Consider the following 23923-nt stretch of genomic DNA (forward strand, 5'->3'; position numbering starts at 1 on the left):
GATGTAATTCCTTATGTATTCATGTACAATGAAAAAATGTTTGTAAATAGAAAGAGTGATGAATTATGGCGCCACGTGAACAGTGGACATCGAAAATCGGTTTTATCCTTGCCGCAGCGGGTAGTGCAATTGGACTTGGTGCGATATGGAAGTTTCCTTATATGGCAGGAACAAATGGCGGCAGCGTTTTTGTTCTGCTCTTCATAATTAGTACGATTGCAATTGGTCTTCCTATTCTACTTGCGGAGTTCGTCATTGGACGAATGGGACAAGCAGATGCGGTAACTGCGTTTAAACGGTTGGCACCTGGCAGTAAGTGGAATCTCATTGGTTGGCTAGGATTTGCTTTTGGATTTATTGTATTATCTTTTTATAGTGTTGTCGGCGGTTGGATTTTATCTTATTTAACACGAGCACTTATCTTTAAACTGAATGGATTAGATTATGGATTGATGTTCGATTCAATTACGGCTAACCCGATTGAAATACTGCTTTCACAAGCAGTGTTTATGCTGTTAACTATTTGGATTGTGCAAGGCGGGATTAAAGCTGGGATTGAACGAGCAAGTCGATGGATGATGCCTTTATTGTTCATATTTTTCATCATCCTAGCCATCCGCTCATTGACACTTGAAGGTGCGATGGAAGGTGTACGTTTCTTATTTGTACCAGATTGGTCTTTACTAACGGGTGAAACATTTTTACTTGCACTTGGTCAAGCGTTTTTCTCCCTTAGTGTAGGTGTAACTGGAATGTTGACATATGCTTCTTATTTACCGAAGGAGGAACGTCTTGGGCAATCCGCGGTGAATGTATCTTTATTGAATATCATTATTTCAATTTTAGCTGGCCTTGTTATTTTCCCTGCGGTGTTTGCACTTGGACAATCTCCCGCCGAAGGCCCTGGTTTAATCTTTGTTGTTTTGCCGGCAATTTTTGAACAGATTCCGTTTGGGAATCTATTTATGATTATTTTCTTCATCTTGATGCTTTTTGCAACATTAACATCTTCAATCTCTATGTTGGAAATTGTCGTATCTACAGGTATACGTGAGCGTACTGAACGCAGAAAACGAGCCGCTTGGGTATATGGCTTACTTATTTTCATCATTGGGATTCCAAGTGCTCTGTCTTTTGGGGTATTGTCTGGTATAAATGTCTTCGGCGGAACGATTTTCGACTTCGCGGATCTGTTAACAAGCCGAATCGGAATGCCGATCGGCGCACTATTCATTTCAATATTCGCAGGATTTGTATTAACGAAAAAGCAAACGATTGACGAATTAAATACGCATCCGGCGATACATGCCCTATGGAAGTTTCTTGTTCGATTTGCCGCCCCTCTGGCAATCGCCATTATTTTCGTCGCTTGGATTATTGATATAACATTTTAAAAAACAACCTATGGATTTGAAATCCATAGGTTGTTTTTTTCACACAATACATTTTGCTTCGTATTTTATCGCTAACAGCTTATAAGATATTTGAACACATTTTTCGATTGGAATCCACATTTCATAAGAGTGTTCGTAAATCTCGCGAATTTTTTTTGCGAGATCCGCTGGATGATCAAGTCGATGCAGTTCAGCTACAACATCAACGATTTCGAGTTCATATGCTTTTTCACCTTCGTCGAATGGGTCCCATTGTTCGAGTAGGTGGATTGCTTTTTTATTCATTTCGAAAGTTTCCATTATTGATTCACCTTATTTTTATTTGGATAATTATATGATAGCATAGGAATGGAAAAAGAAAAGGGGGAGTTTTATGGGTATTTTCGAGAAATTCATTAATCGACGTGAAACGCGGTCCATTAAATGGGATCGATTAGAAGAAGTTTATGGCATCGAAAATGCATCCGATATATTGCCAATGTGGATTGCTGATATGGATTTTGCAGCGCCACAAGTTGTTATCGATGCGATGCAAGAAGTACTCGATCATGGGGTTTTTGGCTATTCATACATATGCGATGAATGTAAAGATGCGATTCGATCATGGCTTGAAGAACGGCATTCTTGGAAAACAGAGAATGAATGGATGCTATTTCATCATGGCGTTGTACCTGCGATTGCTACGGTTATTGAAACGTTTACCGTAGATGGAGATGGCATACTAATTACTCCGCCCGTCTATCCACCGTTTTTTCAAGTTCCGAAACTTATGGAGCGCACCATCGTTGAGTGTGTCATGATTGAAAAGGATCGAAATTATTCAATTGACTTTGTCGAATTTGAAAAAGCGCTTCAACAAAATGTGAAATTGTTTATCCTTTGTAATCCACATAATCCTGGAGGGATTGTTTGGACAGAAGACGACCTTCTAAAAATTATTGAACTTTGTGCAAAATACGATGTTTTTATTTTATCCGATGAAATTCATGCAGATCTTGTATTCCCTGAACACCGACATATTGCATTGGCTTCAATTGCCGGTGAGGAAGCCCATAGAATTATCACATGCGTCGCGCCAACGAAGACATTTAACCTGGCAGGCGTTCAAGCCGCGATAATGATTGCAACTGATCAAGCGGTTCGTTCAAAACTTGAACAAAATGCATTAGCGCACGGCCAGATGTCTCTTAGTCCTTTTGCCGCGGCTGCCGTGAAATCTGCTTATATGCAGGGCGGGCCATGGCTTTCTGAGCTTCTTGAGATAATTTCCGCGAATATGGACTATGTGATTACGGAATTAGAAGAAGCGCTGCCAGGTATAAAAATAAACAAACCTCACGGGACATATTTATTGTGGATTGACTACCGCGGTACAGGACTTTCTGAAAAAGAGATGATGGACAAACTTTTAACTATAGGAAGGATTGCCCTGGAACCAGGTTCGAAATACGGTGAATCTGGCATTGGTTTTCTGCGCATGAACGTTGCATGTCCTTTTTCTACTGTTCAAAATGGCGTCCAACGAATCATTACTGCATTATCATATAAAAATGAGAACCTTCAATTTTGAAGGTTCTCATTTTTTTTTGCTTCGTTTTCTGCGCGGCGTTCACGCAGGATTCTTTCTTCAAGTTCTTTTGTCTCTTCTTCTTGTTTCTTGGAATTTCGACGAATCCAATTGAAGGTAAGGACTAAAAGAATCATGAAAAATATAAATGAAATTGCAGCAGGTATATATTCTGCTTTATCTTGTGGAAAGTAAAGGAACGGCATTAATAGAGCGTTCATTTACGTACACTTCCTTACTTAATTTATTTCACATGACTGGATTACTTTTGTAGGATTTCGATTGATTCAATTGAAACATCTTCAACCGGCTTATCTTGTCGGCCTTTTTTTACTTTTGCAATTGTATCTACAACATCCATACCTTCAATTACTTGTCCAAAGACGGTATGTTTTTGGTCAAGATGTGGCGTTCCGCCTAGTTCTTCATAAGCGTCTGCGATTGCATCCGGCCATCCGCCTTTTTTCATTTGGTCAGCAGAGCTTGGTACGTCTGATGCGTGTACGATGAAAAATTGACTTCCGTTTGTACCTGGTCCTGCATTTGCCATTGAAAGCGCACCTTTAAGGTTGAATAATTTCATCGAAAATTCATCTTCAAATGTATCGCCCCAAATGCTTTCTCCACCCATGCCTGTGCCTGTTGGATCGCCGCCTTGAATCATGAAATCTTCAATGACACGGTGAAATATAATACCGTTATAATAGCCGTTTTCAGCATGCGTTAAAAAGTTTTCAACTGTTTTTGGCGCAATTTCTGGAAATAATTTAATTTTGATTGAGCCGAGTGTCGTGTTCATTACAACAAGTGCCTCGTTTGCCGCAACTTCGTTTGTTAATTGTGGATACATTGTTATTGCCTCCTATTTTTCCGTAAGAATTTCGATTGATTCAATAATAATATCTTCAATCGGTCGTGTGTCATTTGCTTCTGCTTTTGCAATTTTATCAACTGTGTCCATTCCTTCAATCACTTGACCAAATACAGTGTGGGAATGATCGAGATGCGGTGTGCCGCCCATACTTTCATAGGCTTCGCGAATTTCATCAGAATAAACCAAGTCTTTTTCCTGTTCAAGCGCAGCTTCGTCTACATCAGTTTTCTGTACAATGAAAAACTGGCTCCCATTTGTATTCTTTCCAGCGTTTGCCATTGAAAGCGCTCCGCGGAAATGAAAAACTGAATCTGAAAACTCATCTTCAAATGAATCTCCGTAAATACTTTCCCCGCCCGCACCTGTTCCGGTCGGATCACCGCCTTGAATCATGAATTCGTCCATTACGCGGTGAAATATTACACCATCATAATAGCCTTCCTTTGCATGTGTCAAGAAGTTTTCAACCGTTTTTGGTGCAATGTCTGGAAAGAGTTTGATCTTAATCTGGCCAAGGGTTGTGTTTATCGCAACAACTTCTTCATTATCCGCTACTTCTGTTGATAGTTGCGGATAGCCATCCACTTCTTTTGTTTGTTCCTTATCAGTTCCTGTACCGCAAGCGGATAGGACGAGAAGTAACAAGACTGTTAGTAGAAGTAAGGAATATTTTCTCATTAGCAATCACCATGTTTACTCTACCATATTCACTTTCAAATTTCGATTATAAAGCAAATGCTTTCTTCGGGTTTCGAAGTGTTTTATACTTGAAAATAAGCACGATTAATGAAAGAAGGTTTATGGACATGGATGTACTAAAAAGAAACTTCATCATTATGTGGGTCTGCAATTTTCTCGTTGCTGGAACAACGACGATGATAATGCCATTCCTTTCCTTATATATCGACACGTTTGGCGATCATTCTGCTGCTTATGTTCAAAAATGGTCCGGTCTTATTTTCGGTGCAACATTTATTACTGCCTTTATTATGTCGCCAGTTTGGGGAAGGATAGCAGATAAGCACGGCTTTAAACCTATATTAATTATTAATGGGCTTGGACTTGCTACATCGATTTTCTTAATGAGTTTCGTGCAGACCGTTGAAACCTTTTTTATTTTAAGGCTTGTGATGGGAATTGTAACCGGTTTTATCCCTACCTCTTTGGCGTTTATTTCATCCCAAACAGCTAGGAATGAAGCTGGTAAAATGCTAGGTACATTGCAAATGGGAAGTGTTTCGGGGATGCTCTTTGGCCCCATGTTTGGTGGTCTACTAGCGGATGCTTTTGGTTTTCAATATACATTTATCATTACAGCGATATCAATTACAACTGCGACAATTATCGTCCTATTTGGGATAAAAGAACAAATTCGCGTGAAAAGTAAACGTGCAATTAGCTATACGCGAAAAGCAATTGTAGGCGGCATTTTCCGCCATCGGTTGATGCTAACAATCATGTTGGTTACGACGATTATTCAAATCGCGAACTTCAGTATCCAACCTCTTCTCTCTCTTTATGTTGCTGAATTAACGAATGCAAAAGATGTAGCTTTTCTTGCTGGTGTTACATTTAGCGCGGCAGGACTTGGTAATTTATTGTTCGCCAGATTTTGGGGTCGCCTTGGCGATGATATTGGCTATGAGAAAGTCTTGTCGGTCCTTTTACTTCTATCTTTTATATTTGTCATCCCCCAGGCATTTGTAACAGAATTATGGCAGCTCATTATTTGTCGTTTGTTATTCGGAATTGCCGTCGGCGGAATGATCCCTATCACTACTGCGCTTATCAGAAGGGATGCGCCTGTCAATATCCAAGGAGAAATGATGGGATACAATACGAGTTTTAGATTCCTTGGTAATATTATCGGTCCGATGTTTGGTGGTATTGTGAGTGGGTTTATCGGCATCTCTTCGGTATTTATTGTTACCTCTTCACTATTTCTTGTGGCATTTACATTCCTTTATCTGGCTAAACGAAAACCCGGGCAGGATTTTGAAGCTACTCTCGCCGCTAAAAATAACGGTTGAATCGTGCTATCTCACAAATTTTACAGTAAAACGAAAAATTCTTTCGCGTCCATACATATAAGAAGACAGTTGTCCGCTTATAGGAATCTTGCGAGTCACCCATGCAAATCAAGATAAATTACGTTATACTTTTAACGATGTTTTGAATTACGTTTTATTCATTTTGGAGGAGGATTTCATTGGAATTCGTATTATTAATATTTCTGCCGTTGCTGGCTGCTGTTTTCGTTCCGATCCTTTTTAAAAAGCTGAAATCTATACATACAGGATGGTTCGTTCTGCTTGTCCCGGTCGTTTTGTTCATTTACTACTTAAGCTTTCTAAAAATGACTATGAATGGCAATGTCGCCATTTCTGAAATACCATGGATTCCTTCGCTCGACATTTCATTTGTCTCCTATATTGATGGGCTCAGTCTTCTGTTCTCCCTTCTGATAACGGGTATTGGGGCTCTTGTCGTGCTTTATTCGATCTTTTATCTTGATAAAAATCGAGAGAAGTTGAATAACTTTTATGTGTATTTACTAATGTTTATGACTGCAATGCTAGGAATTGTGCAGTCTGATCATGTCATAACGCTTTATTTATTTTGGGAATTGACCTCGATTTCTTCATTTTTACTAATTGGATATTGGTATACGAGAGATCGTTCACGGTTTGGTGCATTGAAATCGATGCTAATAACGATTTTTGGTGGACTCATGATGCTTGGTGGATTTGTTCTTCTCTCGATTATGGGAGACACTTACTCAATTCGAGAAATGATTACCAATTCGGCAGCAATATTCGAACATGAGTATTTCATACTTGCACTCGTTTTAGTATTGCTTGGAGCTTTTACAAAATCAGCTCAATTTCCGTTTTACATTTGGTTGCCTGACGCGATGGAAGCTCCTACGCCAGTGAGTGCATACCTTCACTCTGCAACCATGGTTAAAGCTGGTCTTTATCTCGTTGCTCGGTTTACTCCGGTTTTTGCTGCATCTGAGGTTTGGATATGGCTCGTTACTGGAATTGGTCTGCTCACCCTTTTCTGGGGATCGTTTTTTGCTGTAAAACAGACGGATTTAAAGGCAATTCTTGCTTTCTCGACAGTCAGCCAACTTGGCTTAATCATGTCACTACTCGGCGCAAGCGCAGTTTCTTATCATGTTGAAGGTGAGAATGCCGCATTATTCAAGTTTGCTGCCTTTGCTGCGATTTTCCATTTGCTTAATCATGCGATGTTTAAAGGTAGTCTTTTCATGGTAGCAGGAATCGTCGATCACCAAACAGGTACACGAGATATAAGAAAACTTGGCGGTTTAATGAGTATTATGCCAATCAGTTTCACAGTGGCCTTTATCGGATCTATGTCGATGGCTGGTCTACCACCGTTTGGCGGTTTTCTAAGTAAGGAACTATTCTTCACTTCGATGATTGCATTACCTAAATTTGAATTGTTCAACTTTGCCACATGGGGTATGGTTTTCCCGATACTTGCATGGGTTGCAAGCGTCTTTACGTTTGTCTATAGTTTCTATTTCGTTTTCAAAACGTTTACTGGCAAGAAGAAAACTGAACTTTTACCGATTCAACCGAAAGAGGCGTCATTGGGAATGCTCATTTCCCCAATCCTTCTTGCAACTGTTGTAGTCGTTATTTTCTTCATCCCAAACCTAATTGGAAAGGCATTCGTTAGCCCTGCTGTTGTTGCCACGCAATCGGATTTGTTTACTCATCCCGATGAAGTCGGCGTTCATATCAAGGCTTGGCACGGCCCATTAGCAACTGAACTTCTTATGACGTTGGGTGTCATTGGAATTGGATTACTTCTGTTCTTAACAATGGCCAGATGGCAAAAATTATACGATATACAACCACAATATTTTTCATTAAATGCGTTATACGACTCCTTACTGACCTTCGGAGAAGTGGGTATGAATCGATTATCACGCTTTTATATGACGGGGTTAATACGTACGTATTTGATTTATATGTTTTCGTTTATTGTTTTAATCACAACCGCAACCTTATTTATACAAGACGCATTTGTTGTCGATATGGATAGTTTCGCAAAGATAAATGCGTATGGTGTGATGACTGCAATCATACTAATTCTTGCAGTTTGCATGGTTTTATTCGCTAAGACACGACTAGGGGCAATTATTGCGCTAGGTGCTGTTGGTTATTCCGTCGCTTTGTTTTTTGTCATCTTTAAAGCACCCGATCTTGCGTTGACGCAACTTGTCATTGAAACAGTTTCGGTCGCATTGTTCTTGTTGGCATTTCATCATTTACCTGAGGTAAAAAGACATGGTGAAACCAGGAAGTTTCGTCTAGGTAACTTTATTATTGCGGCGGCTGTTGGAATTATGATTACATTAGTCGCGTTATCTGCACATTCACAAAAGCTGATTCCAGAGTCTATCTCTCAGTATTATAAAGATACGGTGTTTACAGAGGCGGCCGGTGGAAATATCGTGAACGTCATCCTTGTGGATTATCGTGGATTTGATACATTGTTTGAAATTGGCGTATTAGCAATTGCAGGTATCGGTGTTTATAGCATGATTCGTTTAAGATTGTCGAGAAAGGAGAATTCTGATGAAAGCAAATGATGTTATCTTGCAGACCGCAACGAAGGTTGTGTTCTTTATCATATTTCTTTTTTCGGTTCATATTTTCTTTGCTGGACATTTTGCTCCAGGAGGCGGCTTCGTTGGAGGGCTTCTTACAACGGCAGCAATCGTTCTATTATTGCTGGCTTTCGATCTAAAAACCGTACAAGAATCACTGCCGTTTAATTTCATGATTGTTGTAGCGATTGGTTTGCTTTTAGCGCTGGGCACAGCGGCTGGTTCAATCTTGTTTGATGTCCCGTTCTTCACACATGCATTTGATGATTTTAATTTACCGCTTTTCGGGGTTTCTTCACTACACACAGCTATGATTTTTGACGCTGGTGTTTACTTGGTGGTAGTCGGATCTACGATTACGATGATTCAAGCGATTGGAGGAGATTCGTAATGGAATTTGTAATGTCGATTGTAATCGGCATCTTATTTATGGCGGCCGTTTACTTAATTTTATCAAGAAGCTTATTGCGAATAATCCTCGGAACTGGTCTTCTAAGTCATGGTGCTCATTTATTAATCTTAACAATGGGTGGTTTAGGTGGTTCAGCTCCTCCTGTTTTGGTTGATGGCGTAACCGATTTAGTTGACCCACTACCGCAAGCGCTAATTTTGACCGCGATTGTGATTAGCTTCGGTGTCACGGCGTTTATGCTCGTACTATTTTATCGGACATATGAAGAACATAAAACCGACAACATGAATCTTATGAAGGGAAATGACGAACATGATTAATCTTTTAGTATTTCCAATCATTTTGCCGTTTTTCTTCGCGATTGTTCTGCTCTTTTTTAGAGAGAATGTCCGAATGCAAAGGATTGTCACCGTAATTGGTTTAGCATTAAGTTTCATATCCGCACTTATGTTGCTGTCAAAAGTAAAGTCTGACGGTGTGCAGGCATTAACACTAGGTAGTTGGCCAGCACCATTCGGTATTACAATGGTTTCGGATATGATTTCTATATTACTTGTCACAACTTCAATTCTAATTACGTTTTTCGTCGTTATTTACAGTTTTTCGGCGATTGATACGGAACGAGAAAAGTTCTATTATTATCCATCAATTCTTTTTATGTTAACTGGTGTTAATGGTGCTTTTACGACAGGTGATATTTTCAATATGTTCGTCTTCTTTGAAGTATTACTAATAGCCTCTTATGTGCTAATTGTACTTGGCGGCGAAAAAAAGCAACTTCGTGAATCCATAAAATATGTACTCGTCAACGTTATTTCGTCTGCATTATTCGTTGTCGCTATCGCACTATTATACTCGGTGGTCGGTACTGTAAATATGGCGGATATTGCAGTGAAAATCACGGAAATTGGACAACCTGGTATTGTCACCGTAATCGCTGTATTATTTCTACTTGTTTTCGGAATTAAAGGGGCTTTGTTTCCACTGTACTTTTGGTTACCTGGTTCCTATGCGGCACCGCCGATGCCCGTGTTGGCGCTTTTCGGAACATTACTGACAAAAGTCGGCATTTATGCAATTACGCGTACATATACCTTGTTCTTCATCCACGATTTGGCGACTACACATGAGTTACTTTTAGTATTATCGCTCATTACAATCGTTGCAGGATGCATTGGCGCTTTGGCTTATTTTGACTTGAAACAAATTATGATTTACAACATTATCATTACTGTTGGCGTCATTTTGTTCGGTGTCGCGCAAATGAATAAAGCTGGTATGGAAGGCGCTATGTTTTATTTAATACATGACATGCTTATTAAAGGGGCTTTGTTTCTTCTAATCGGTATCATCATTACGATTACCGGAACATCGAGTTTACGGAAAATGGGCGGATTAATGAAAACCTATCCCTCATTAGGCTGGATGTACTTAATCGCTGCATTGGGACTTGCGGGGATTCCCCCGTTAAGTGGGTTTGTGGCAAAGCTTCTTATTGTTAAAGGCGCATTTGAATCTGGAAACGTTTGGGGAAGTATTATTATTCTTGCTTCTAGTTTAATTGTATTATTATCTGTCATGCGTATATTCATCTACGCATTTTGGGGCAAGCCTGTAGAATTACCTGTAGCAAAAAGTGATTCTTATCAAAAAATGATGATTCCTGCGGTTCTGTTGGTCGTCTTATCCATTGCCTATGGAATCGGATCAGAGTGGCTTGTACCTTATATGACAGATGCCGCGGATGTATTATTAAACCCGTCTATTTATATTGACGCGGTGTTAAAGGAGTAGATGACGATGGCTTTCCAAATACTGTTGAACTTTTTCATCGCGATTGTCTGGATGTTCTTAAGCTCATCGGCGACAGCTACCACATTCGTCATTGGCTATTTAATCGGGTTTATACTCCTGTTTGTGATGAGAAGATTTTTTACTGAACGACTTTATATTGATCGAGTCTGGGCAGCGTTTAAGCTAACTGTAATCTTTATAAAAGAATTAGTGCTCTCTAATATTTCAGTTCTGTTACTCGTTATTCGTCCAAAATTGGATCTTAAACCAAGATTTTTTGCCCTACCGACAGAGCTAGAGCGCGATTGGGAAATTACATTGCTTTCAAGTTTAATCACATTAACACCTGGTACGGTTGTCGTCCATGTTTCTGATGACCAACGCGTGTTATACGTCCATGCCATCGATGCAGATGATGTTGATGATGCAATTCACTCGATTAAAAATACATTTGAAAAAGCGATTAAGGAGGTGAGCCGTCCATGATGACTTTTATTTGGATTTCTTTGTTGATTGTCATTTTATCGATGGTCGGTCTCCTTTATCGTATTTTCCAGGGTCCGTCAGTACCAGATCGGTTAGTTGCTTTGGATGCAATCGGCGTTATGTTTATCTCGGCAACAGCCTTATTATCCGTATTATTTGAGACAGAACTGTTTCTAGATGTAATTTTACTGCTAGCAGTCTTGTCCTTTATCGGAACTGTGAGTTTTTCCAAATTCATCGAGAAAGGAGAGATAATCGAGCGTGACCGTAATAGCTAATACACTCATTGTCATTTCAATCCTCGTAGGACTCGTTTTCACGGTTGTCGCGGTGGTAGGCATCATACGTTTACCCGATGTGTACACACGCGCTCATGCGGCTTCTAAGAGTGCCACATTAGGTGTATTAAGTATCCTGGTAGGTGTATTCTTTCACTTTTGGTTGAATGAAGGACATTTTAGTGTAAAAATCCTCCTAGGAATTCTCTTTTTATTCATCACTGCGCCAATCGGTGGTCATTTGATGAGTAGAGCCGCTTATGTTTCTGGCGTGAAACCGACGGAACTTACAGTTGGCGATGACCTTGCAGAAATCATTGAACAAGGAAAAAAGGATCAAGCAAAAAAAACTTAAACTAAAACGCATGGAAACCGGTTATTAACAGGTTTTCATGCGTTTTTTTCAAATATTAATACGGACGATAATATCCATATGGCGGATAACCGCCGTAGTAAGAAGGCGCATATGGGTAACCGTAATACGGTGGATAACCGCCGTATCCGCCGTACCCGCCGTACCCGCCGTACCCGCCGTTCCCATCAAACAATGCACTCCCTAAAAGCCCACCGGCTAAGCCACCAATGAATGGGCCTCCAAATCCTCCAAAACCAAAACCACTTCCAAAGCCACCATCTCTATAGCCGCCACCTCTATTATGACCACCACGATAACCACTTCTTGGCAATTTACTAACCCCCTTCTCACTTCTCACTTATCCTATTCAAAAAAGAACACGAGAAAGAGGACAGCAGCCTATTTGCTGTTTATATCCGTACTTGCCATACGTTCAATAACTGTCGCGAGTGTACGCACCATTACGCCGGTTGCGCCTTTTGGACCAAGATCATGCTCGGAACTTGCATCTGAAGTTCCCGCAATATCCAAATGAATCCACGGCGTGTCACCGACAAATTCTCCAACGAAACCCCCACCAAAGATCATATGACCATCGCGGCCGGGTGAGTTATTTAAATCAGCCACTTCACTTTTGCGAAGTCGTTTCTTATCGCTTTCTGTTAATGGCAGTCTCCAGACAAATTCTCCTGTTTCTGTTGCTGCATGCATGAACTCTTCAAAGAACGCCTCATCGTTTGTTAGCGCTCCAGTCTTGTCCATACCTAATGCCACGATAACACCGCCTGTGAGTGTCGCTACGTCGATTAAATAGTCTGCACCGGATTGCTTCGCATATGTCACGGCATCTGCTAGGACAAGACGCCCTTCCGCATCGGTATTTAAAACTTCGATTGTTTTCCCACTTAACGAAGTGATGACATCATCTGGTTTAAATGCATCGCCAGACACCATATTGTCAGTAGACGCAATGACAGCTATGACGTTTTTCTCGGGCCGTGTTTCTCCGATGATTTGCATAGCGCCGAGTACAGCTGCTGCTCCGCCCATATCACCTTTCATACCAACCATTCCATCACGCGGTTTTAGTGAATAACCGCCAGTGTCGTAGGTAATCCCTTTTCCGACGAGACCGACGATGTCTTCCCATTTATCGGTTGCAGCATACTTGAGAACAATTAGCTGTGGCTCTTCAACAGAACCTTTATTTACCGCTAGGATTGCGCCCATTCCCTGCTCTTCCATTTCTTTTTTTCCAAGCACTTCAATTTCGAAGTCATATGTTTCCGCAAGACGGCGGGCATAGCTTGCCATTTCAGTCGCAGTCAACATATTCGGCGGCATATTCACAAGCGTTCTGGCCTCATTTACCGCATCAGCATGTAGACTGCCTACTTCAAAAGCTACCTTTAACTCGTCTTGATTTGAATCAGATAAGAATGTGACTGTTTCTAGCGAAATATCACGATCATTGGAATCTGTTTTATAGCTAGCAAACTTATACATGCCAAGCCCAATTCCTTCACCAGCTAAAAAGGCAACATCTTCATTTGTTATTTTTTCGTTGGTAAAAGGCGTTGGCCAAATTGCAATCGAGGAAGCTTTCATAATTGATATTTCTTTCCCGATCGTTGAAAAGGCTGTTCGTAGTCGCTCTTCAGTTAATTTGTTTTTCGCACCGAGTCCGATAAACAACACGCGCTTGAATCCGCTATCATTGAATGTAGGCATTTTTACAACTTGTTTATACGTCGTTTTCACATCACCTGACTTTAACCACTCAGGCAAGTGCGAATTATAGGACGCAACGAAATCATCCCAACCTGGTGTATTTTCCGGATGTTCGGGTACACCAATAATAAGTACTTCCGTATCAATTTTGTTAAAGTCTTGTTCGATTAATTTAATTTCCATTAGAATCCCCCTAATTTTATGTCATTGTTCATTATAGACTATAATTCCCTTTGTTTGAAATGAACATTCTCATTTTTACGATTACTCTTGTTAATGTTTATGTGGTATACTAGCGATATTATTTTTTAAGAAAAGGGATGTAAACTCAAATGGCTATTTTTAATAACATTCCGCTTCTCGCGGCATTATTCGGCATAATTTTTGCACAATTTATTAAAATCCCCATTAAGTTCTTAATTATACGAAAACTCGACTGGAAACTCATGACCTCTACTGGCGGAATGCCGAGCTCCCATTCTGCTGCGGTTACATCCCTGACAACTGCAATTGCATACGAAACAGGGCTAGATTCGCCATTGTTTGCAGTTTCTGCAATTTTCGCTGTTATCGTGATGTTTGATGCAACCGGGATTCGTTTTCAGGCTGGCCAACAGGCAATCATAATTAACCAAATGCGCGTCGACTTCCAAACTTTCGTGCAAGAAGCGAAAGGCTGGCCGAAGAAAGACGGGGAACAAAAAATCCAAGAATTAAAAACATTGCTTGGGCATAAGCCAAGTGAAGTATTTGCTGGCGCCGTCACAGGCGTTTTAATTTCAATTGTCATTTACACTTTTCTTGTCTAAGCTATCGAAAAAGAGAGGTTAAGCAATAATTTGCTTAACCTCTCTTTTTATGTTGTATAAATTAAAACATTTGATACCCTTGCTTTCGGAGTAATTTCATGACAAATCCTGAGATTATTGCACCGACAAGACCACTGGTGAGTATGATAATATCCGCTGTTTGAAGCGCCATAAATTTCACACCCAAAAGTTTAAATGCATACACTGGTTTCGTTATATATTCGTATATTTTCACTTCATCAATGATCAGAATAACGATAATCGGGTAAATAATCGCCATGAGCCACGTCATACGAAGTAACATATTCAATAAGAATCCGATACCGAAAAAAATCACGATAAAAATAAGTACGGATAAGACAACATGAACAAGTGAAATCGACCCCTGTGGCGAGGCTGCTGCAATCGCTAAAGCATTTATATGAGTCATTAGGTTAACCTCCATTTTCCATTCATAATTTTACATGAATTGGTGGAAGCATTCAACAGAACGTCACTAGTTCGATAATTTGTCAGATTTACAATTCGGGATGTGTTCGCGTTTACGCTTATTACCTGCTCGGACAAAACCAACTTATCACGAAAAAAAAGCATCTATTGTCAATTATGATCGACATAGATGCTTGGAACCTGCTAATTATAATTTAAATTTACCTTTTTTAAGTGTTAAACCAACTCCGCCGATAAGGAACAATGCTCGGTTATCGACTACTTTCTTCATGAATGAAGCTTTTTTACCCGTCATTTTCTTGCCAAATGCGACACCGATTGCATCATCACTACCAAGCGAACAAATACTACCTTTTAAATCTGGCGTAAATTCTTCGGTTGGCTGGTCTTTCATCAGTGCAATAATGTTTTTTGCGCACGTAACACCTTGTTGCATCGCGATTTGAGCAGTTGGTGGAAACGGACGGTTGATTTCTTCGTTAATCATAAGTGCACAGTCACCTACGATGAATACGTCTGAATATCCTGGTGCGCGAAGATCTTTGTCAACTTTGACACGTGCACGCATATTTTCGATACCTGTTTCTTCGATAAGACGGTTACCGCGTACACCCGCAGCCCATACAACTGTACCGGCTTTGATGAATTCAAACTCGTCATCGCCTGTTTTAATCTTCACACCTTCTTCAGTAGCTTCCACAACTGGTGTTCCGATTGAAAACTCAATGCCTTTTGCTTCAAGTTGACTAACTGCATATTTAACAAGATCCTCATCGAATCCTGGAAGAACCATTGGCGCTGCTTCAACGCAAAGTACACGTACTTTTTCATAAGGAACATCAAACTCTTTACATAGTTCTGGAACGCGATTACCAAGTTCACCCAAGAATTCGATTCCCGTGAATCCAGCTCCACCGACAATAATCGTTAGACGGCTATCATCTTTCTCAGTCTCAAGTGACCAAGTTGCAAATTGATACTCAATATGCTCACGGATTTGACGCGCCGCTTTAACGTTAGCAATCGACAGTGCGTGTTTATCTAGGCCTGGAATACCGAATGTTTCACCTTCGAAACCGAGTGAAATAACGAGATAATCGTATGTATGCGTTCCGACATTTGTCGTCACAACTTTTCCTTTTACATCGATTGCCTCAACGGTTGCTTGCACAAAATCCACATGGGATGCAATAACATCTTTAATATCATAACGCACTTGTTCTGGAGACAATGTTCCCGCAGATGCTTCATGTAGCCAAGTAGATTCATAGTGATAATCATTTTTATTGATAAGAACGATGTTAGCCTCATTGGCTCCAATTGATTTTTGCAAATTAACAACTGTTGTTAAACCGCCGTATCCTGCACCTAAAACTAATATTGTCGGTCTTTTCACGAAGATCGAACCACCTTTTAATTTTTTATTTTACTCAAAACAGGTGAAAAAAGCAGAACTAACAATAATTCCGCAATAAATTTACTCATTTCGAGTTATCGTTAATCATTCAACAAACTTACTCTCTCCTATAGTAGCCCTTTTGGATGGGTATTTCAATACTATAATTGAATTAGGAAAGGTTTGAAAATACTGAATAAGCAATGGTTTTGAAAGGCTTTCAAAAATCTACCCTCCTAATGATTATTTTAGGAGGGTAACTGATTCGTATTCCGCTTTGAATACAATGAAGCCGCTGTATAATTATTTTAACAATCAGCCGGTGCGCCGACCTTTGTTGCCGTTCTGAATGAAGTTCCGCAACCGCATGATAAGATGGCGTTTGGATTATTAATCGTAAATCCGCCCCCCATTAGGGATTCTTTATAATCAATTTGCGTGCCTTTTAATATGTCTACGTCGTCGTTTGCAACAATCATTTCGATGTCATGCTGTGTCAACAACTGATCTTTTTCGGTCAATTCTTTTTCAAATCCCAAACCATAAGTGAGGCCACTGCACCCACCGCCGTTAATAGCGACACGGAGGTACGAACCTTCTTCCCCATTATGACGCATCATCTCTTTTACGCGGTATGCTGCCGCTTCTGATAGTTCGACTAATTGAGCCATTTAACGTTCACCTTCCCTATCCTTTACATCTATTGTAGCAATCTTTAGGGTTTCTATGCAATCAAAAAAACTCGTTTTAAATGTTCTATAAGTTATAATTGGGTTGACGCGTTACAAATGTAAACATTTTAAAATCAAAAAAGGCCCATATTAGGCCTTTTTGATGGAGAAAATAAAATTTAAAATACTTGTTCGACTTCTACGACACCTGGTACTTCTTCAAGTAACGCGCGTTCAATACCCGCTTTTAATGTAATTGTTGAACTTGGGCATGTACCGCAAGCACCAAGAAGGCGAAGTTTTACGATTCCATTCTCAACATCGACGAGCTCACAGTCTCCTCCGTCGCGAAGAAGAAATGGGCGTAATTTATTTAGAACTTCTTGTACTGGTTCTGTTAACATTGCATCAGTCATTTAATTTCGTCCCCTTTCCTTATAATAATTATTATAAACTGGAAAGCAGAAAAAATCCATCTTTGAATTCGAAAGGAGTCATTTTAATTGAAAAATAATCATGTTGTCGTCGAAGTTTATGGTGCAGATGTGATCTGCGCGAGTTGTGTCAATGCCCCGTCCGCTAAGGATACGTATGAATGGTTGGAGGCAGCGATTGGTCGAAAATATCCAGAACAACCGATTGCCATTGAGTACATCGATATTGATTCTACAATTGAGAATGAGCGACAAGACGAAATTGCTGAAAAAGTTCGCAATGACGAGTATTTTTATCCGCTGGTCATGATTAATGATGAAATGATCGGTGAAGGTCATATTCAATTAAAACCTGTTTTTAGTGCGCTTGAAAAGTTTGGGTATGTGACTGGTAATTAAGTCTACTATTATAGGTTGCATTAAGAAGTCTCCCGTGGAACGCGTCCGCCCGGAACGTAAATCAATGATTCTTATATTAGACAATTACTTTAATAATGGATTGATTAAGTACATGTTATAGTTTCGACTTTTTGAGTAACAAAAAAGTATGGAAGGAAAAAATTCCATCCATACTTTTGTTCGTTTTTCCTTTGTGTCAGCCGTTATGGCGTTTGTACATCCAAAGTACGCCTGATTTTAGTAGACGTGCGATGCGGCCTGTTACGGTACGATCTGCTAGGTAGGCGAATCCTTGCTTTTTACCCAATGAACCTAGGAAACCTTTCAACTTGATTTCCGGCATTTTTTCAGGAAGCGGTTCTTCATTCCACACATGACGCAAGACTTTTACTATTTGTTCCGCTTGTTCCTCTGCAACTTGCGCACTTGGCGCGTAAGGCAGTGCTGCGCAATCTCCTGCGACATAGACATCGGAGTAATTCGGTAACTGGTGATATTTATTTAAGACTAGGCGACCAGAATCACCTTTTTCAGTATTAATATTTTGTACAGGTGTAACCGGACGAATTCCGGCTGTCCATACCACAGCATCTACTGGAATTGTTTCTTCATGATTATACAGTACGTCGGGTCCAACTTGCGTAATATTCGATTCCGCAACGACATCAACGTTATGTTCGTCAAACCAACCTTTTACATAATTACTAAGTCTTTCTGGAAAATCTCTTAAAATACGTGGGCTACGATCAAACAACTTTATCTTTAAATCGGGTCGGCTTTCACGAAGTTCACTGGCAAGTTCAATTCCGCTAAGTCCTGCACCAACGATTCCAACAGTTGCGCCACCACCTAAACCTAATAGTTTTTCATAGGTGATTCGCGACTTCCCAATTGTTTGAATGCTATATGTATTTTCCGCGGCTCCTGGTACATCATGATAATTATCCATACAACCCAGGCCGATAACCAGTTCATCGTATGTAATGATTTGTCCATCATCTAGATACACACTTTTTTCTTCAGGAGAAATTTCGATAATTTCGCCCCCGACAACTTTTAACTGATCATGAACAGGCAACGGAACACGCACAACTGAATCCGATACTGTTCCTGCAGCAAGTGCATAAAATTCCGTTTTCAGACTATGAAAAGGCGTGCGATCGACAAGCGTTATTTCAATATCACTTGGTAAATCTTTCGTTAATAGACGCAGTAAAATACGCATATTTCCGTATCCAGCACCTAATAAGACAAGTTTTCTCATAATTTTCTCCTTTGTAACTCAATTTCCGTTGGTTTCTCGTATTTGATTATATCAGTTTGAGACATGGTTCACAATAAGGCTGAGAAATTGACGTATACATCATAAAGTAGTAGGATTCCTAATAGTGAGGTGATCTCCGTGAATCCAATCGTCGAATTTTGCATGAGTAATCTTGCAAACGGTTCACATAAAACTTTAGAAAAGCTAGAGCTAGATCCCAACCTTGATGTTCTCGAATATGGTTGTTTAAGCTACTGTACAATATGCGCTGAATCACTTTATGCTTTAGTCAATGGTGAAATTGTAGAAGCCGATACACCTGAGGAACTAACAGAGCGCATTTATCAATTCATAGAAGATAATCCGCTCTTTTAGAAGGGCTATAGTTCATCCGAATTTATTAACTTTCCGTGTTCGTACACGGAAAGTTTTTTTATAGTTGCCAATCCGCCAGTGAGTTTAAGATATGGGTCGGTTTTTCAGCTTGACCTAAAACTTCTTCTTTCGAAGTAACGCCGCCCTCAACGTAAATCGTGTCAATCCCGTATCGAATCCCCGATAGTATATCGGTGTCATAATTATCGCCCACCATTACCATTTCTTCTTTACTATACCCGTTTTCATTTTTAATAAATGCTAACATATGTGGCTCCGGTTTTCCGATGAAAACAGGCTTTACACCTGTTGTAAATTCCAGGAGTTTAACGATTGATCCTGCACCTGGCAACAAGCCTCTTTCCGTAGGAATTGCTTTATCACCATTGGTTGCGATAAACTTTGCGCCTGAACGAATTGCCAGAGCAATTTCGGTAAACTTCGCATAATTTACTTCGCGGTCAAGTCCTACGACGACAATATCCGGATTTTCCGTTACAAATGTAAACCCTTCTGCAACTAATGCATCGTGCAATCCTTTTTCCCCAATCATCTGAACGGTCGCCCCATCGTAGTGTTCTTTACAATACTTAGCTGAGACTAATGCTGACGACATAATTTTCTCAACATATGTTTTGACTCCAAAAGAGGCAAGCTTTTCAATCACTTGTTCAGGTGTAGCCGTTGAATTATTCGTTATGTAATAAGGTTCAATCCCTTGTGATTGTAGGTCTGAGATGAAGGTCACCGCTTCAGGAATTCGTTCTGTCCCATGATAGACAGTGCCGTCAAGGTCAAGACAATATACATTATATTTCTTCATAGGTCCTCCTCAGAAGGCAAAAATGCAGATACTGGTCCAAGCTCATGTTCAAGGTAGTGACGAACATTTGTTGGAAATGCCAGAAGTGCCTCCATTGACTGATTTAATACTTCAACGATGGTTTCCGTGTTCACATTCGTAAAATCTCTGACAATCATCTTGCGAAGTCCAATAACTGATTTTAAAGGATCAGACATGTCAGGCGTAATTACTTTTTCATCTTCCATGATGTCGATAATATCATCATAGCCGCCTGGATCACGCATGATGAACCCGTCAATCATTGAGTTTCCAACATCGATAACAGATTCGATAATAACATGACTAAGTCGAGCCACCGCAAGAGAATGAATTAAATCCATCTTCCACTCTTTTTCTTCATTATAAAGTGTCAATAACTTTTCCATATGGGTGAGTGCATTTTCAATTTGATTTCGATCAATAAAATACATTTGTTTACCCCTCTCTAAATTCGATATCCTTTTTCATTCTATCATATATAATCATAAAAAAAGAATGCCGTTGTTTTGATCATAGAAGATCATTACACGGCACCCTTTCTAGTTGCTTATACTTTTTTAACTTTGCCTACTTTTTTCAAGACAAAGTGAGCACACCCGAAATTACAATACTCGTAGAGGTAATCTTGCAAGGTACTTATCTTCGTTTCATATGTGGCTTTCTGATTTCGGTCATCAAAAAAACCTTTTAAACGGAGTTGTCCGTATCCCCAGTCACCGAGTATATAATCATATTTTTGCAACACTTCACTATATCGTGCTAGCAACGCTTCTTGTTGAAAACCATCTCGGAAATCTTTGATGATTTCGTACTCCCAATTTTCAAGAGTTATCATTTATCTTTTCACCGCCACTCAACTTTGCAGTGCTTTTTCAAGTTTCTCTTCACCTAAACGCTGTCTTTCTTTGGCGGCTGCGTTTACCTGCTCATCTGCATGGTAACTTGAACGAACGAGCGGCCCAGCTTCACAGTGTGAGAACCCTTTTGACATTGCAATTTTTCTTAATTCACCAAACTCTTGTGGTGTATAATACTTTTGAACTACTAAATGTTTTTTGGTTGGTTGTAAGTATTGACCAATCGTCATGATATCCACATTGTTGGCTCTTAGATCATCCATTGTTTCAAGTATTTCTTCATGTGTTTCGCCAAGCCCTAACATTAACGAGGATTTCGTTGGAATGTCTGGATACATTTCATTTGCGCGACGGAGTAATTCAAGTGAACGATCATACGTTGCACGAGCACGAACTCTTGGCGTTAAACGGCGAACTGTTTCAATATTATGGTTTAAAATGTCTGGTTTAGCATCCATTAAGCGTTCTAGATTTTCATAAACGCCGCCCATATCTGAAGGTAGTACCTCTACTGTTGTAAATGGATTTTTTCGTCGAATTGCACGAATTGTTTCCGCAAATACTGCGGAACCTCCGTCTTTTTGATCATCACGTGCAACAGCTGTTACAACAACATGTTTTAAATTCATGAGCTGTACTGAATCGGCAACACGTTCTGGTTCAGCAAGGTCAAGTTCGTTGGGTAGTCCTGTGTTTACCGCACAGAAACGGCAAGCACGCGTACAAGTTGCACCTAATATCATGAAAGTGGCGGTACGGCGTTCACCCCAGCATTCATGGATATTCGGACAGCGGGCCTCTTCACAAACCGTATTTAAATTTTGTTCCCGCATTAACTTTTTAAGTCCTCTGTAGTTTTCATTCGTATTTAATTTAATATTAAGCCACTCTGGTTTTCTTATATGCTCTGACTTTTTTCCACGTTCTGGTCTACATGACACGTTAACCGACTCCATTCTTTCCATTCTAGGTGAAGGATTCACATAATTAGCGCATTTAATTGACTATTTTTAATGTATCACATTTACATTATCTGAACAACCTCGCAACGCCTTATATATTTCTAAAAAAAGAGAGTGCCCATTTTGTTGGGCACTCTCTTACATTATTTATTTCTTCTTGATTTAACCACTGCATTTGTAATACTTGCCGCTAGTCCTCCCCATATGATGAGGATTCCGACGACCATCATTAATATTGCACTAGCACTCATAATGAATCCTCCTTCGTTTCTTCATAATCGGTTTCTTCAATCGTATTCCGCTTCCATTTGAACAATGTGAATATGATCCCCATTACAAGTGCGAACAAGGCAACAGACCAGCCGCCATACAAGATAAATGTATCGCTATATCCTTCGTAGTTACCTAAGGTGCCTTTGTCGTCTATTACATGCAGTTTCATCACGTTTTTGCGTATTAACCCGAACATCATATAACCAAGTACTAACGGCGTAATGAATCCTAAGCAAATTTTCCACCAAGAACGAATTTGAATGTCTGATAATGCGTTTGCATGCCGTTCGAATACATCGACCTTTTTGAAAACCCAAACGATGAGTACTACTTCAACAAGCCCAATCGCCGCTACACCAAATTGGTTGATGAAGTAATCGGCTGCATCTAGGAAATATAGCCCACCGCGTGTTGCAAACAATGTAGAGATTATCGTAGCTAAACCAACCGAGAATATTACCGATTTGCTTCTTGAAATATTAAACTTATCGGATATCCCAGCAATATACGTTTCAGATATAGAAATTAGAGATGATAAACCCGCTAAGACGAGAGACAAGAAAAACATTACCCCGATTAATCCATTCATGCCTGGCATCTCATTAATGATTTGCGGGAAGACAACAAATGCTAAACCAACACCAGCATCGGCCACTTCAGAAACGGCCATATTTGCTTGTGTTGCCATAAACCCTAGCGCAGCGAAAATTCCGATCCCTGCTAGTAATTCAAAGCCCGAGTTCGCAAACCCCGTGATAAAAGCGTTGTTTGTGATATCCGATTTTTTCGGAAGATAACTTGAATACGTGATCATGATTGCGAAGGCAATTGATAAACTAAAGAATATATGCCCGTATGCGGCAACCCAAACGGTTGGATTGGCTAGCTTACTTAAATCTGGTTTAAAAAATGCATCTAATCCAAGCAGGGCTCCATCAAGTGTAACCGCTCGAATAACGACAATTAAAAATACAACGACAAGCGTCGGAATAAAAATCCGGTTCGCTAACTCGATTCCTCTTTTAACACCTGCTAACAAAATAATAAATGCAATTGCCCAAACCAATAAGAGCGGTAATAACACTCCTGGGACATATCCACCAACATCTCCCGGATTTTCAGCTAGTTTTAGGACATCCCCAAATAGGAACCCCTTTGTATCTTCCCCCCACGATAAATTAAACGAATACACCGTGTACTTCATTGCCCATGCAATGATTACAGCGTAGTAGGTCGAGATGACGAATGAGACGAAAATTCCCCACCACCCCATCCATTCTGCTCTCTTTCCACCCATTCGGAAAAAAGAAAGCGGTGCAGATCCCCGGTACTTATGCCCGATGGTGAACTCCATTATCAAAATTGGAATTCCTGCAGTAAGTAATGCAAATAAATATGGTATAAAGAATGCGCCTCCGCCGTTCTCGTACGCTACATACGGGAAACGCCAGATGTTTCCGAGTCCTACTGCAGAACCGACTGCCGCCATGATAAAGCCTGCACGGGTACCCCACTGTGATCGTTGTTTCATACGTTTTCCTCCCCCATTAATCTCAAATACAAATCATTTTTCTGAAGATTTAATCACAGTCTTCTAGTTTAGTATAACTACCTATCTGATAATTGTCAAAATACATTTTACTCCATTAA

General features: G+C 40.0%; 30 protein-coding genes. 13 read left to right on the plus strand and 17 right to left on the minus strand.

Translation table 11 applies throughout. From position 1 onward, the window contains the following. Positions 1-65: 65 nt before the first annotated feature. Positions 66-1394: a sodium-dependent transporter gene (locus tag J4G36_RS14520; RefSeq protein WP_210471120.1), complete on the plus strand. Its 1329-nt coding sequence runs from the start codon at positions 66-68 to the stop codon at positions 1392-1394. Positions 1395-1433: 39 nt separating this feature from the next. Here the strand turns inward: J4G36_RS14520 and J4G36_RS14525 are convergent, their stop codons facing one another. Next, positions 1434-1694, minus strand: a complete 261-nt coding sequence (locus tag J4G36_RS14525) for a DUF1871 family protein (RefSeq protein WP_210471121.1) — start codon at positions 1692-1694, stop codon at positions 1434-1436. Between the two features lie 73 nt (positions 1695-1767). Between J4G36_RS14525 and J4G36_RS14530 the strand changes: the two genes are divergently transcribed. Further along, positions 1768-2964: a MalY/PatB family protein gene (locus tag J4G36_RS14530; protein ID WP_210471122.1), complete on the plus strand. Its 1197-nt coding sequence runs from the start codon at positions 1768-1770 to the stop codon at positions 2962-2964. Here the strand turns inward: J4G36_RS14530 and J4G36_RS14535 are convergent. Genes J4G36_RS14535 through J4G36_RS14545 form a run of 3 tightly spaced genes read right to left on the minus strand, consistent with a single transcriptional unit; the run spans position 2955 to position 4513 of the window. Further along, positions 2955-3182, minus strand: a complete 228-nt coding sequence (locus J4G36_RS14535; RefSeq protein ID WP_210471123.1) for a hypothetical protein — start codon at positions 3180-3182, stop codon at positions 2955-2957. The genes J4G36_RS14530 and J4G36_RS14535 overlap by 10 nt on opposite strands. A 41-nt stretch (positions 3183-3223) precedes the next feature. Then, complete coding sequence (locus J4G36_RS14540; RefSeq protein WP_210471124.1) at positions 3224-3811, minus strand: peptidylprolyl isomerase; 588 nt, start codon at positions 3809-3811, stop codon at positions 3224-3226. Positions 3812-3823: 12 nt separating this feature from the next. Continuing rightward, complete coding sequence (locus tag J4G36_RS14545; RefSeq protein ID WP_210471125.1) at positions 3824-4513, minus strand: peptidylprolyl isomerase; 690 nt, start codon at positions 4511-4513, stop codon at positions 3824-3826. A gap of 128 nt (positions 4514-4641) precedes the next feature. Between J4G36_RS14545 and J4G36_RS14550 the strand changes: the two genes are divergently transcribed. The 8 genes from J4G36_RS14550 to mnhG all read left to right on the plus strand — a co-directional run bounded on the left by J4G36_RS14550 (position 4642) and on the right by mnhG (position 11808). Then, positions 4642-5865, plus strand: a complete 1224-nt coding sequence (locus tag J4G36_RS14550; RefSeq protein WP_210471126.1) for an MFS transporter — start codon at positions 4642-4644, stop codon at positions 5863-5865. A 179-nt stretch (positions 5866-6044) separates the two neighbouring features. Beyond that, positions 6045-8465 carry a Na+/H+ antiporter subunit A gene (locus tag J4G36_RS14555; RefSeq protein WP_246880641.1) on the plus strand — a complete coding sequence of 807 codons (2421 nt, stop codon included), beginning with the start codon at positions 6045-6047 and terminating at the stop codon, positions 8463-8465. Continuing rightward, on the plus strand, positions 8452-8874 hold the full coding sequence (locus J4G36_RS14560) for a Na(+)/H(+) antiporter subunit B (RefSeq protein WP_210471127.1): 423 nt from the start codon (positions 8452-8454) through the stop codon (positions 8872-8874). Before J4G36_RS14555 ends, J4G36_RS14560 begins: the two co-directional genes overlap by 14 nt. Beyond that, a complete protein-coding gene (locus J4G36_RS14565) occupies positions 8874-9215 on the plus strand; it encodes a Na(+)/H(+) antiporter subunit C (RefSeq protein WP_210471128.1) in 342 nt (113 codons plus the stop codon). The genes J4G36_RS14560 and J4G36_RS14565 overlap by 1 nt, the downstream gene beginning before the upstream one ends. Continuing rightward, entirely contained in the window at positions 9208-10689 is a 1482-nt protein-coding gene (locus tag J4G36_RS14570) for a Na+/H+ antiporter subunit D (RefSeq protein ID WP_210471129.1), read from the plus strand. The genes J4G36_RS14565 and J4G36_RS14570 overlap by 8 nt, the downstream gene beginning before the upstream one ends. Positions 10690-10695: 6 nt before the next feature. After that, entirely contained in the window at positions 10696-11175 is a 480-nt protein-coding gene (locus J4G36_RS14575) for a Na+/H+ antiporter subunit E (protein ID WP_210471130.1), read from the plus strand. Continuing rightward, a complete protein-coding gene (locus J4G36_RS14580; protein ID WP_210471131.1) occupies positions 11172-11453 on the plus strand; it encodes a Na(+)/H(+) antiporter subunit F1 in 282 nt (93 codons plus the stop codon). The genes J4G36_RS14575 and J4G36_RS14580 overlap by 4 nt, the downstream gene beginning before the upstream one ends. Continuing rightward, positions 11437-11808: a monovalent cation/H(+) antiporter subunit G gene (mnhG, locus tag J4G36_RS14585; RefSeq protein ID WP_210471132.1), complete on the plus strand. Its 372-nt coding sequence runs from the start codon at positions 11437-11439 to the stop codon at positions 11806-11808. Before J4G36_RS14580 ends, mnhG begins: the two co-directional genes overlap by 17 nt. A 55-nt stretch (positions 11809-11863) precedes the next feature. Here the strand turns inward: mnhG and J4G36_RS14590 are convergent, their stop codons facing one another. Both J4G36_RS14590 and J4G36_RS14595 read right to left on the minus strand, forming a co-directional pair. Next, positions 11864-12139: a spore coat protein gene (locus tag J4G36_RS14590; RefSeq protein WP_210471133.1), complete on the minus strand. Its 276-nt coding sequence runs from the start codon at positions 12137-12139 to the stop codon at positions 11864-11866. 68 nt (positions 12140-12207) lie between these two features. After that, a complete protein-coding gene (locus tag J4G36_RS14595; RefSeq protein WP_210471134.1) occupies positions 12208-13722 on the minus strand; it encodes a leucyl aminopeptidase in 1515 nt (504 codons plus the stop codon). A 149-nt stretch (positions 13723-13871) separates the two neighbouring features. Between J4G36_RS14595 and J4G36_RS14600 the strand changes: the two genes are divergently transcribed. Continuing rightward, the gene (locus tag J4G36_RS14600) at positions 13872-14348 is read left to right on the plus strand and encodes a divergent PAP2 family protein (RefSeq protein ID WP_210471135.1); all 477 of its coding nucleotides are present in this window, start codon (positions 13872-13874) and stop codon (positions 14346-14348) included. 61 nt (positions 14349-14409) lie between these two features. Here the strand turns inward: J4G36_RS14600 and J4G36_RS14605 are convergent, their stop codons facing one another. The 4 genes from J4G36_RS14605 to J4G36_RS14620 all read right to left on the minus strand — a co-directional run bounded on the left by J4G36_RS14605 (position 14410) and on the right by J4G36_RS14620 (position 17281). After that, on the minus strand, positions 14410-14778 hold the full coding sequence (locus J4G36_RS14605) for a YuiB family protein (protein ID WP_210471136.1): 369 nt from the start codon (positions 14776-14778) through the stop codon (positions 14410-14412). Positions 14779-14985: 207 nt separating this feature from the next. Continuing rightward, positions 14986-16194: an NAD(P)/FAD-dependent oxidoreductase gene (locus tag J4G36_RS14610; RefSeq protein ID WP_210471137.1), complete on the minus strand. Its 1209-nt coding sequence runs from the start codon at positions 16192-16194 to the stop codon at positions 14986-14988. 308 nt (positions 16195-16502) lie between these two features. Further along, on the minus strand, positions 16503-16865 hold the full coding sequence (locus J4G36_RS14615; protein WP_210471138.1) for a HesB/IscA family protein: 363 nt from the start codon (positions 16863-16865) through the stop codon (positions 16503-16505). A gap of 179 nt (positions 16866-17044) precedes the next feature. Beyond that, positions 17045-17281 carry a NifU family protein gene (locus J4G36_RS14620; RefSeq protein ID WP_210471139.1) on the minus strand — a complete coding sequence of 79 codons (237 nt, stop codon included), beginning with the start codon at positions 17279-17281 and terminating at the stop codon, positions 17045-17047. 87 nt (positions 17282-17368) lie between these two features. On the opposite strand from J4G36_RS14620, the gene J4G36_RS14625 reads away from it, so the two are divergent. Beyond that, positions 17369-17698, plus strand: a complete 330-nt coding sequence (locus J4G36_RS14625; protein WP_210471140.1) for a YuzD family protein — start codon at positions 17369-17371, stop codon at positions 17696-17698. Positions 17699-17894: 196 nt separating this feature from the next. On the opposite strand, the gene J4G36_RS14630 is transcribed toward J4G36_RS14625, so the two are convergent. Continuing rightward, positions 17895-18962, minus strand: a complete 1068-nt coding sequence (locus tag J4G36_RS14630; protein WP_210471141.1) for an NAD(P)/FAD-dependent oxidoreductase — start codon at positions 18960-18962, stop codon at positions 17895-17897. Between the two features lie 138 nt (positions 18963-19100). Between J4G36_RS14630 and J4G36_RS14635 the strand changes: the two genes are divergently transcribed. Beyond that, on the plus strand, positions 19101-19337 hold the full coding sequence (locus J4G36_RS14635; protein WP_210471142.1) for a YuzB family protein: 237 nt from the start codon (positions 19101-19103) through the stop codon (positions 19335-19337). 58 nt (positions 19338-19395) lie between these two features. Here J4G36_RS14635 and J4G36_RS14640 read toward each other — a convergent pair whose 3' ends face one another. The 6 genes from J4G36_RS14640 to J4G36_RS14665 all read right to left on the minus strand — a co-directional run bounded on the left by J4G36_RS14640 (position 19396) and on the right by J4G36_RS14665 (position 23804). After that, the gene (locus J4G36_RS14640) at positions 19396-20160 is read right to left on the minus strand and encodes a TIGR01457 family HAD-type hydrolase (protein ID WP_210471143.1); all 765 of its coding nucleotides are present in this window, start codon (positions 20158-20160) and stop codon (positions 19396-19398) included. Further along, positions 20157-20612: a DUF86 domain-containing protein gene (locus J4G36_RS14645; protein ID WP_210471144.1), complete on the minus strand. Its 456-nt coding sequence runs from the start codon at positions 20610-20612 to the stop codon at positions 20157-20159. Before J4G36_RS14645 ends, J4G36_RS14640 begins: the two co-directional genes overlap by 4 nt. Before the next feature lie 116 nt (positions 20613-20728). Continuing rightward, on the minus strand, positions 20729-21016 hold the full coding sequence (locus J4G36_RS14650) for a YutD family protein (protein WP_210471145.1): 288 nt from the start codon (positions 21014-21016) through the stop codon (positions 20729-20731). Between the two features lie 18 nt (positions 21017-21034). Beyond that, positions 21035-22003, minus strand: a complete 969-nt coding sequence (lipA, locus tag J4G36_RS14655; RefSeq protein ID WP_210471146.1) for a lipoyl synthase — start codon at positions 22001-22003, stop codon at positions 21035-21037. A 140-nt stretch (positions 22004-22143) separates the two neighbouring features. Then, complete coding sequence (locus tag J4G36_RS14660) at positions 22144-22251, minus strand: methionine/alanine import family NSS transporter small subunit (RefSeq protein WP_210471147.1); 108 nt, start codon at positions 22249-22251, stop codon at positions 22144-22146. Beyond that, positions 22248-23804, minus strand: coding sequence for a sodium-dependent transporter (locus tag J4G36_RS14665; protein ID WP_210471148.1), 1557 nt, complete (start codon positions 23802-23804; stop codon positions 22248-22250). Before J4G36_RS14665 ends, J4G36_RS14660 begins: the two co-directional genes overlap by 4 nt. Positions 23805-23923 lie beyond the last annotated feature (119 nt).

This window comes from Sporosarcina sp. 6E9, assembly GCF_017921835.1.
Taxonomy (GTDB): domain Bacteria; phylum Bacillota; class Bacilli; order Bacillales_A; family Planococcaceae; genus Sporosarcina.

Bases quoted from the DNA above. Each gene is read 5' to 3' on its own strand.
- J4G36_RS14520 (WP_210471120.1), top strand. From the start codon at position 66: ATGGCGCCACGTGAACAGTGGACATCGAAAATCGGTTTTATCCTTGCC.
- J4G36_RS14525 (WP_210471121.1), bottom strand. From the start codon at position 1,694: ATGGAAACTTTCGAAATGAATAAAAAAGCAATCCACCTACTCGAACAA.
- J4G36_RS14530 (WP_210471122.1), top strand. From the start codon at position 1,768: ATGGGTATTTTCGAGAAATTCATTAATCGACGTGAAACGCGGTCCATT.
- J4G36_RS14535 (WP_210471123.1), bottom strand. From the start codon at position 3,182: ATGAACGCTCTATTAATGCCGTTCCTTTACTTTCCACAAGATAAAGCA.
- J4G36_RS14540 (WP_210471124.1), bottom strand. From the start codon at position 3,811: ATGTATCCACAATTAACAAACGAAGTTGCGGCAAACGAGGCACTTGTT.
- J4G36_RS14545 (WP_210471125.1), bottom strand. From the start codon at position 4,513: ATGAGAAAATATTCCTTACTTCTACTAACAGTCTTGTTACTTCTCGTC.
- J4G36_RS14550 (WP_210471126.1), top strand. From the start codon at position 4,642: ATGGATGTACTAAAAAGAAACTTCATCATTATGTGGGTCTGCAATTTT.
- J4G36_RS14560 (WP_210471127.1), top strand. From the start codon at position 8,452: ATGAAAGCAAATGATGTTATCTTGCAGACCGCAACGAAGGTTGTGTTC.
- J4G36_RS14565 (WP_210471128.1), top strand. From the start codon at position 8,874: ATGGAATTTGTAATGTCGATTGTAATCGGCATCTTATTTATGGCGGCC.
- J4G36_RS14570 (WP_210471129.1), top strand. From the start codon at position 9,208: ATGATTAATCTTTTAGTATTTCCAATCATTTTGCCGTTTTTCTTCGCG.
- J4G36_RS14575 (WP_210471130.1), top strand. From the start codon at position 10,696: ATGGCTTTCCAAATACTGTTGAACTTTTTCATCGCGATTGTCTGGATG.
- J4G36_RS14580 (WP_210471131.1), top strand. From the start codon at position 11,172: ATGATGACTTTTATTTGGATTTCTTTGTTGATTGTCATTTTATCGATG.
- J4G36_RS14595 (WP_210471134.1), bottom strand. From the start codon at position 13,722: ATGGAAATTAAATTAATCGAACAAGACTTTAACAAAATTGATACGGAA.
- J4G36_RS14600 (WP_210471135.1), top strand. From the start codon at position 13,872: ATGGCTATTTTTAATAACATTCCGCTTCTCGCGGCATTATTCGGCATA.
- J4G36_RS14605 (WP_210471136.1), bottom strand. From the start codon at position 14,778: ATGACTCATATAAATGCTTTAGCGATTGCAGCAGCCTCGCCACAGGGG.
- J4G36_RS14615 (WP_210471138.1), bottom strand. From the start codon at position 16,865: ATGGCTCAATTAGTCGAACTATCAGAAGCGGCAGCATACCGCGTAAAA.
- J4G36_RS14620 (WP_210471139.1), bottom strand. From the start codon at position 17,281: ATGACTGATGCAATGTTAACAGAACCAGTACAAGAAGTTCTAAATAAA.
- J4G36_RS14630 (WP_210471141.1), bottom strand. From the start codon at position 18,962: ATGAGAAAACTTGTCTTATTAGGTGCTGGATACGGAAATATGCGTATT.
- J4G36_RS14640 (WP_210471143.1), bottom strand. From the start codon at position 20,160: ATGAAGAAATATAATGTATATTGTCTTGACCTTGACGGCACTGTCTAT.
- J4G36_RS14645 (WP_210471144.1), bottom strand. From the start codon at position 20,612: ATGTATTTTATTGATCGAAATCAAATTGAAAATGCACTCACCCATATG.
- J4G36_RS14650 (WP_210471145.1), bottom strand. From the start codon at position 21,016: ATGATAACTCTTGAAAATTGGGAGTACGAAATCATCAAAGATTTCCGA.
- lipA (WP_210471146.1), bottom strand. From the start codon at position 22,003: ATGGAAAGAATGGAGTCGGTTAACGTGTCATGTAGACCAGAACGTGGA.
- J4G36_RS14660 (WP_210471147.1), bottom strand. From the start codon at position 22,251: ATGAGTGCTAGTGCAATATTAATGATGGTCGTCGGAATCCTCATCATA.
- J4G36_RS14665 (WP_210471148.1), bottom strand. From the start codon at position 23,804: ATGAAACAACGATCACAGTGGGGTACCCGTGCAGGCTTTATCATGGCG.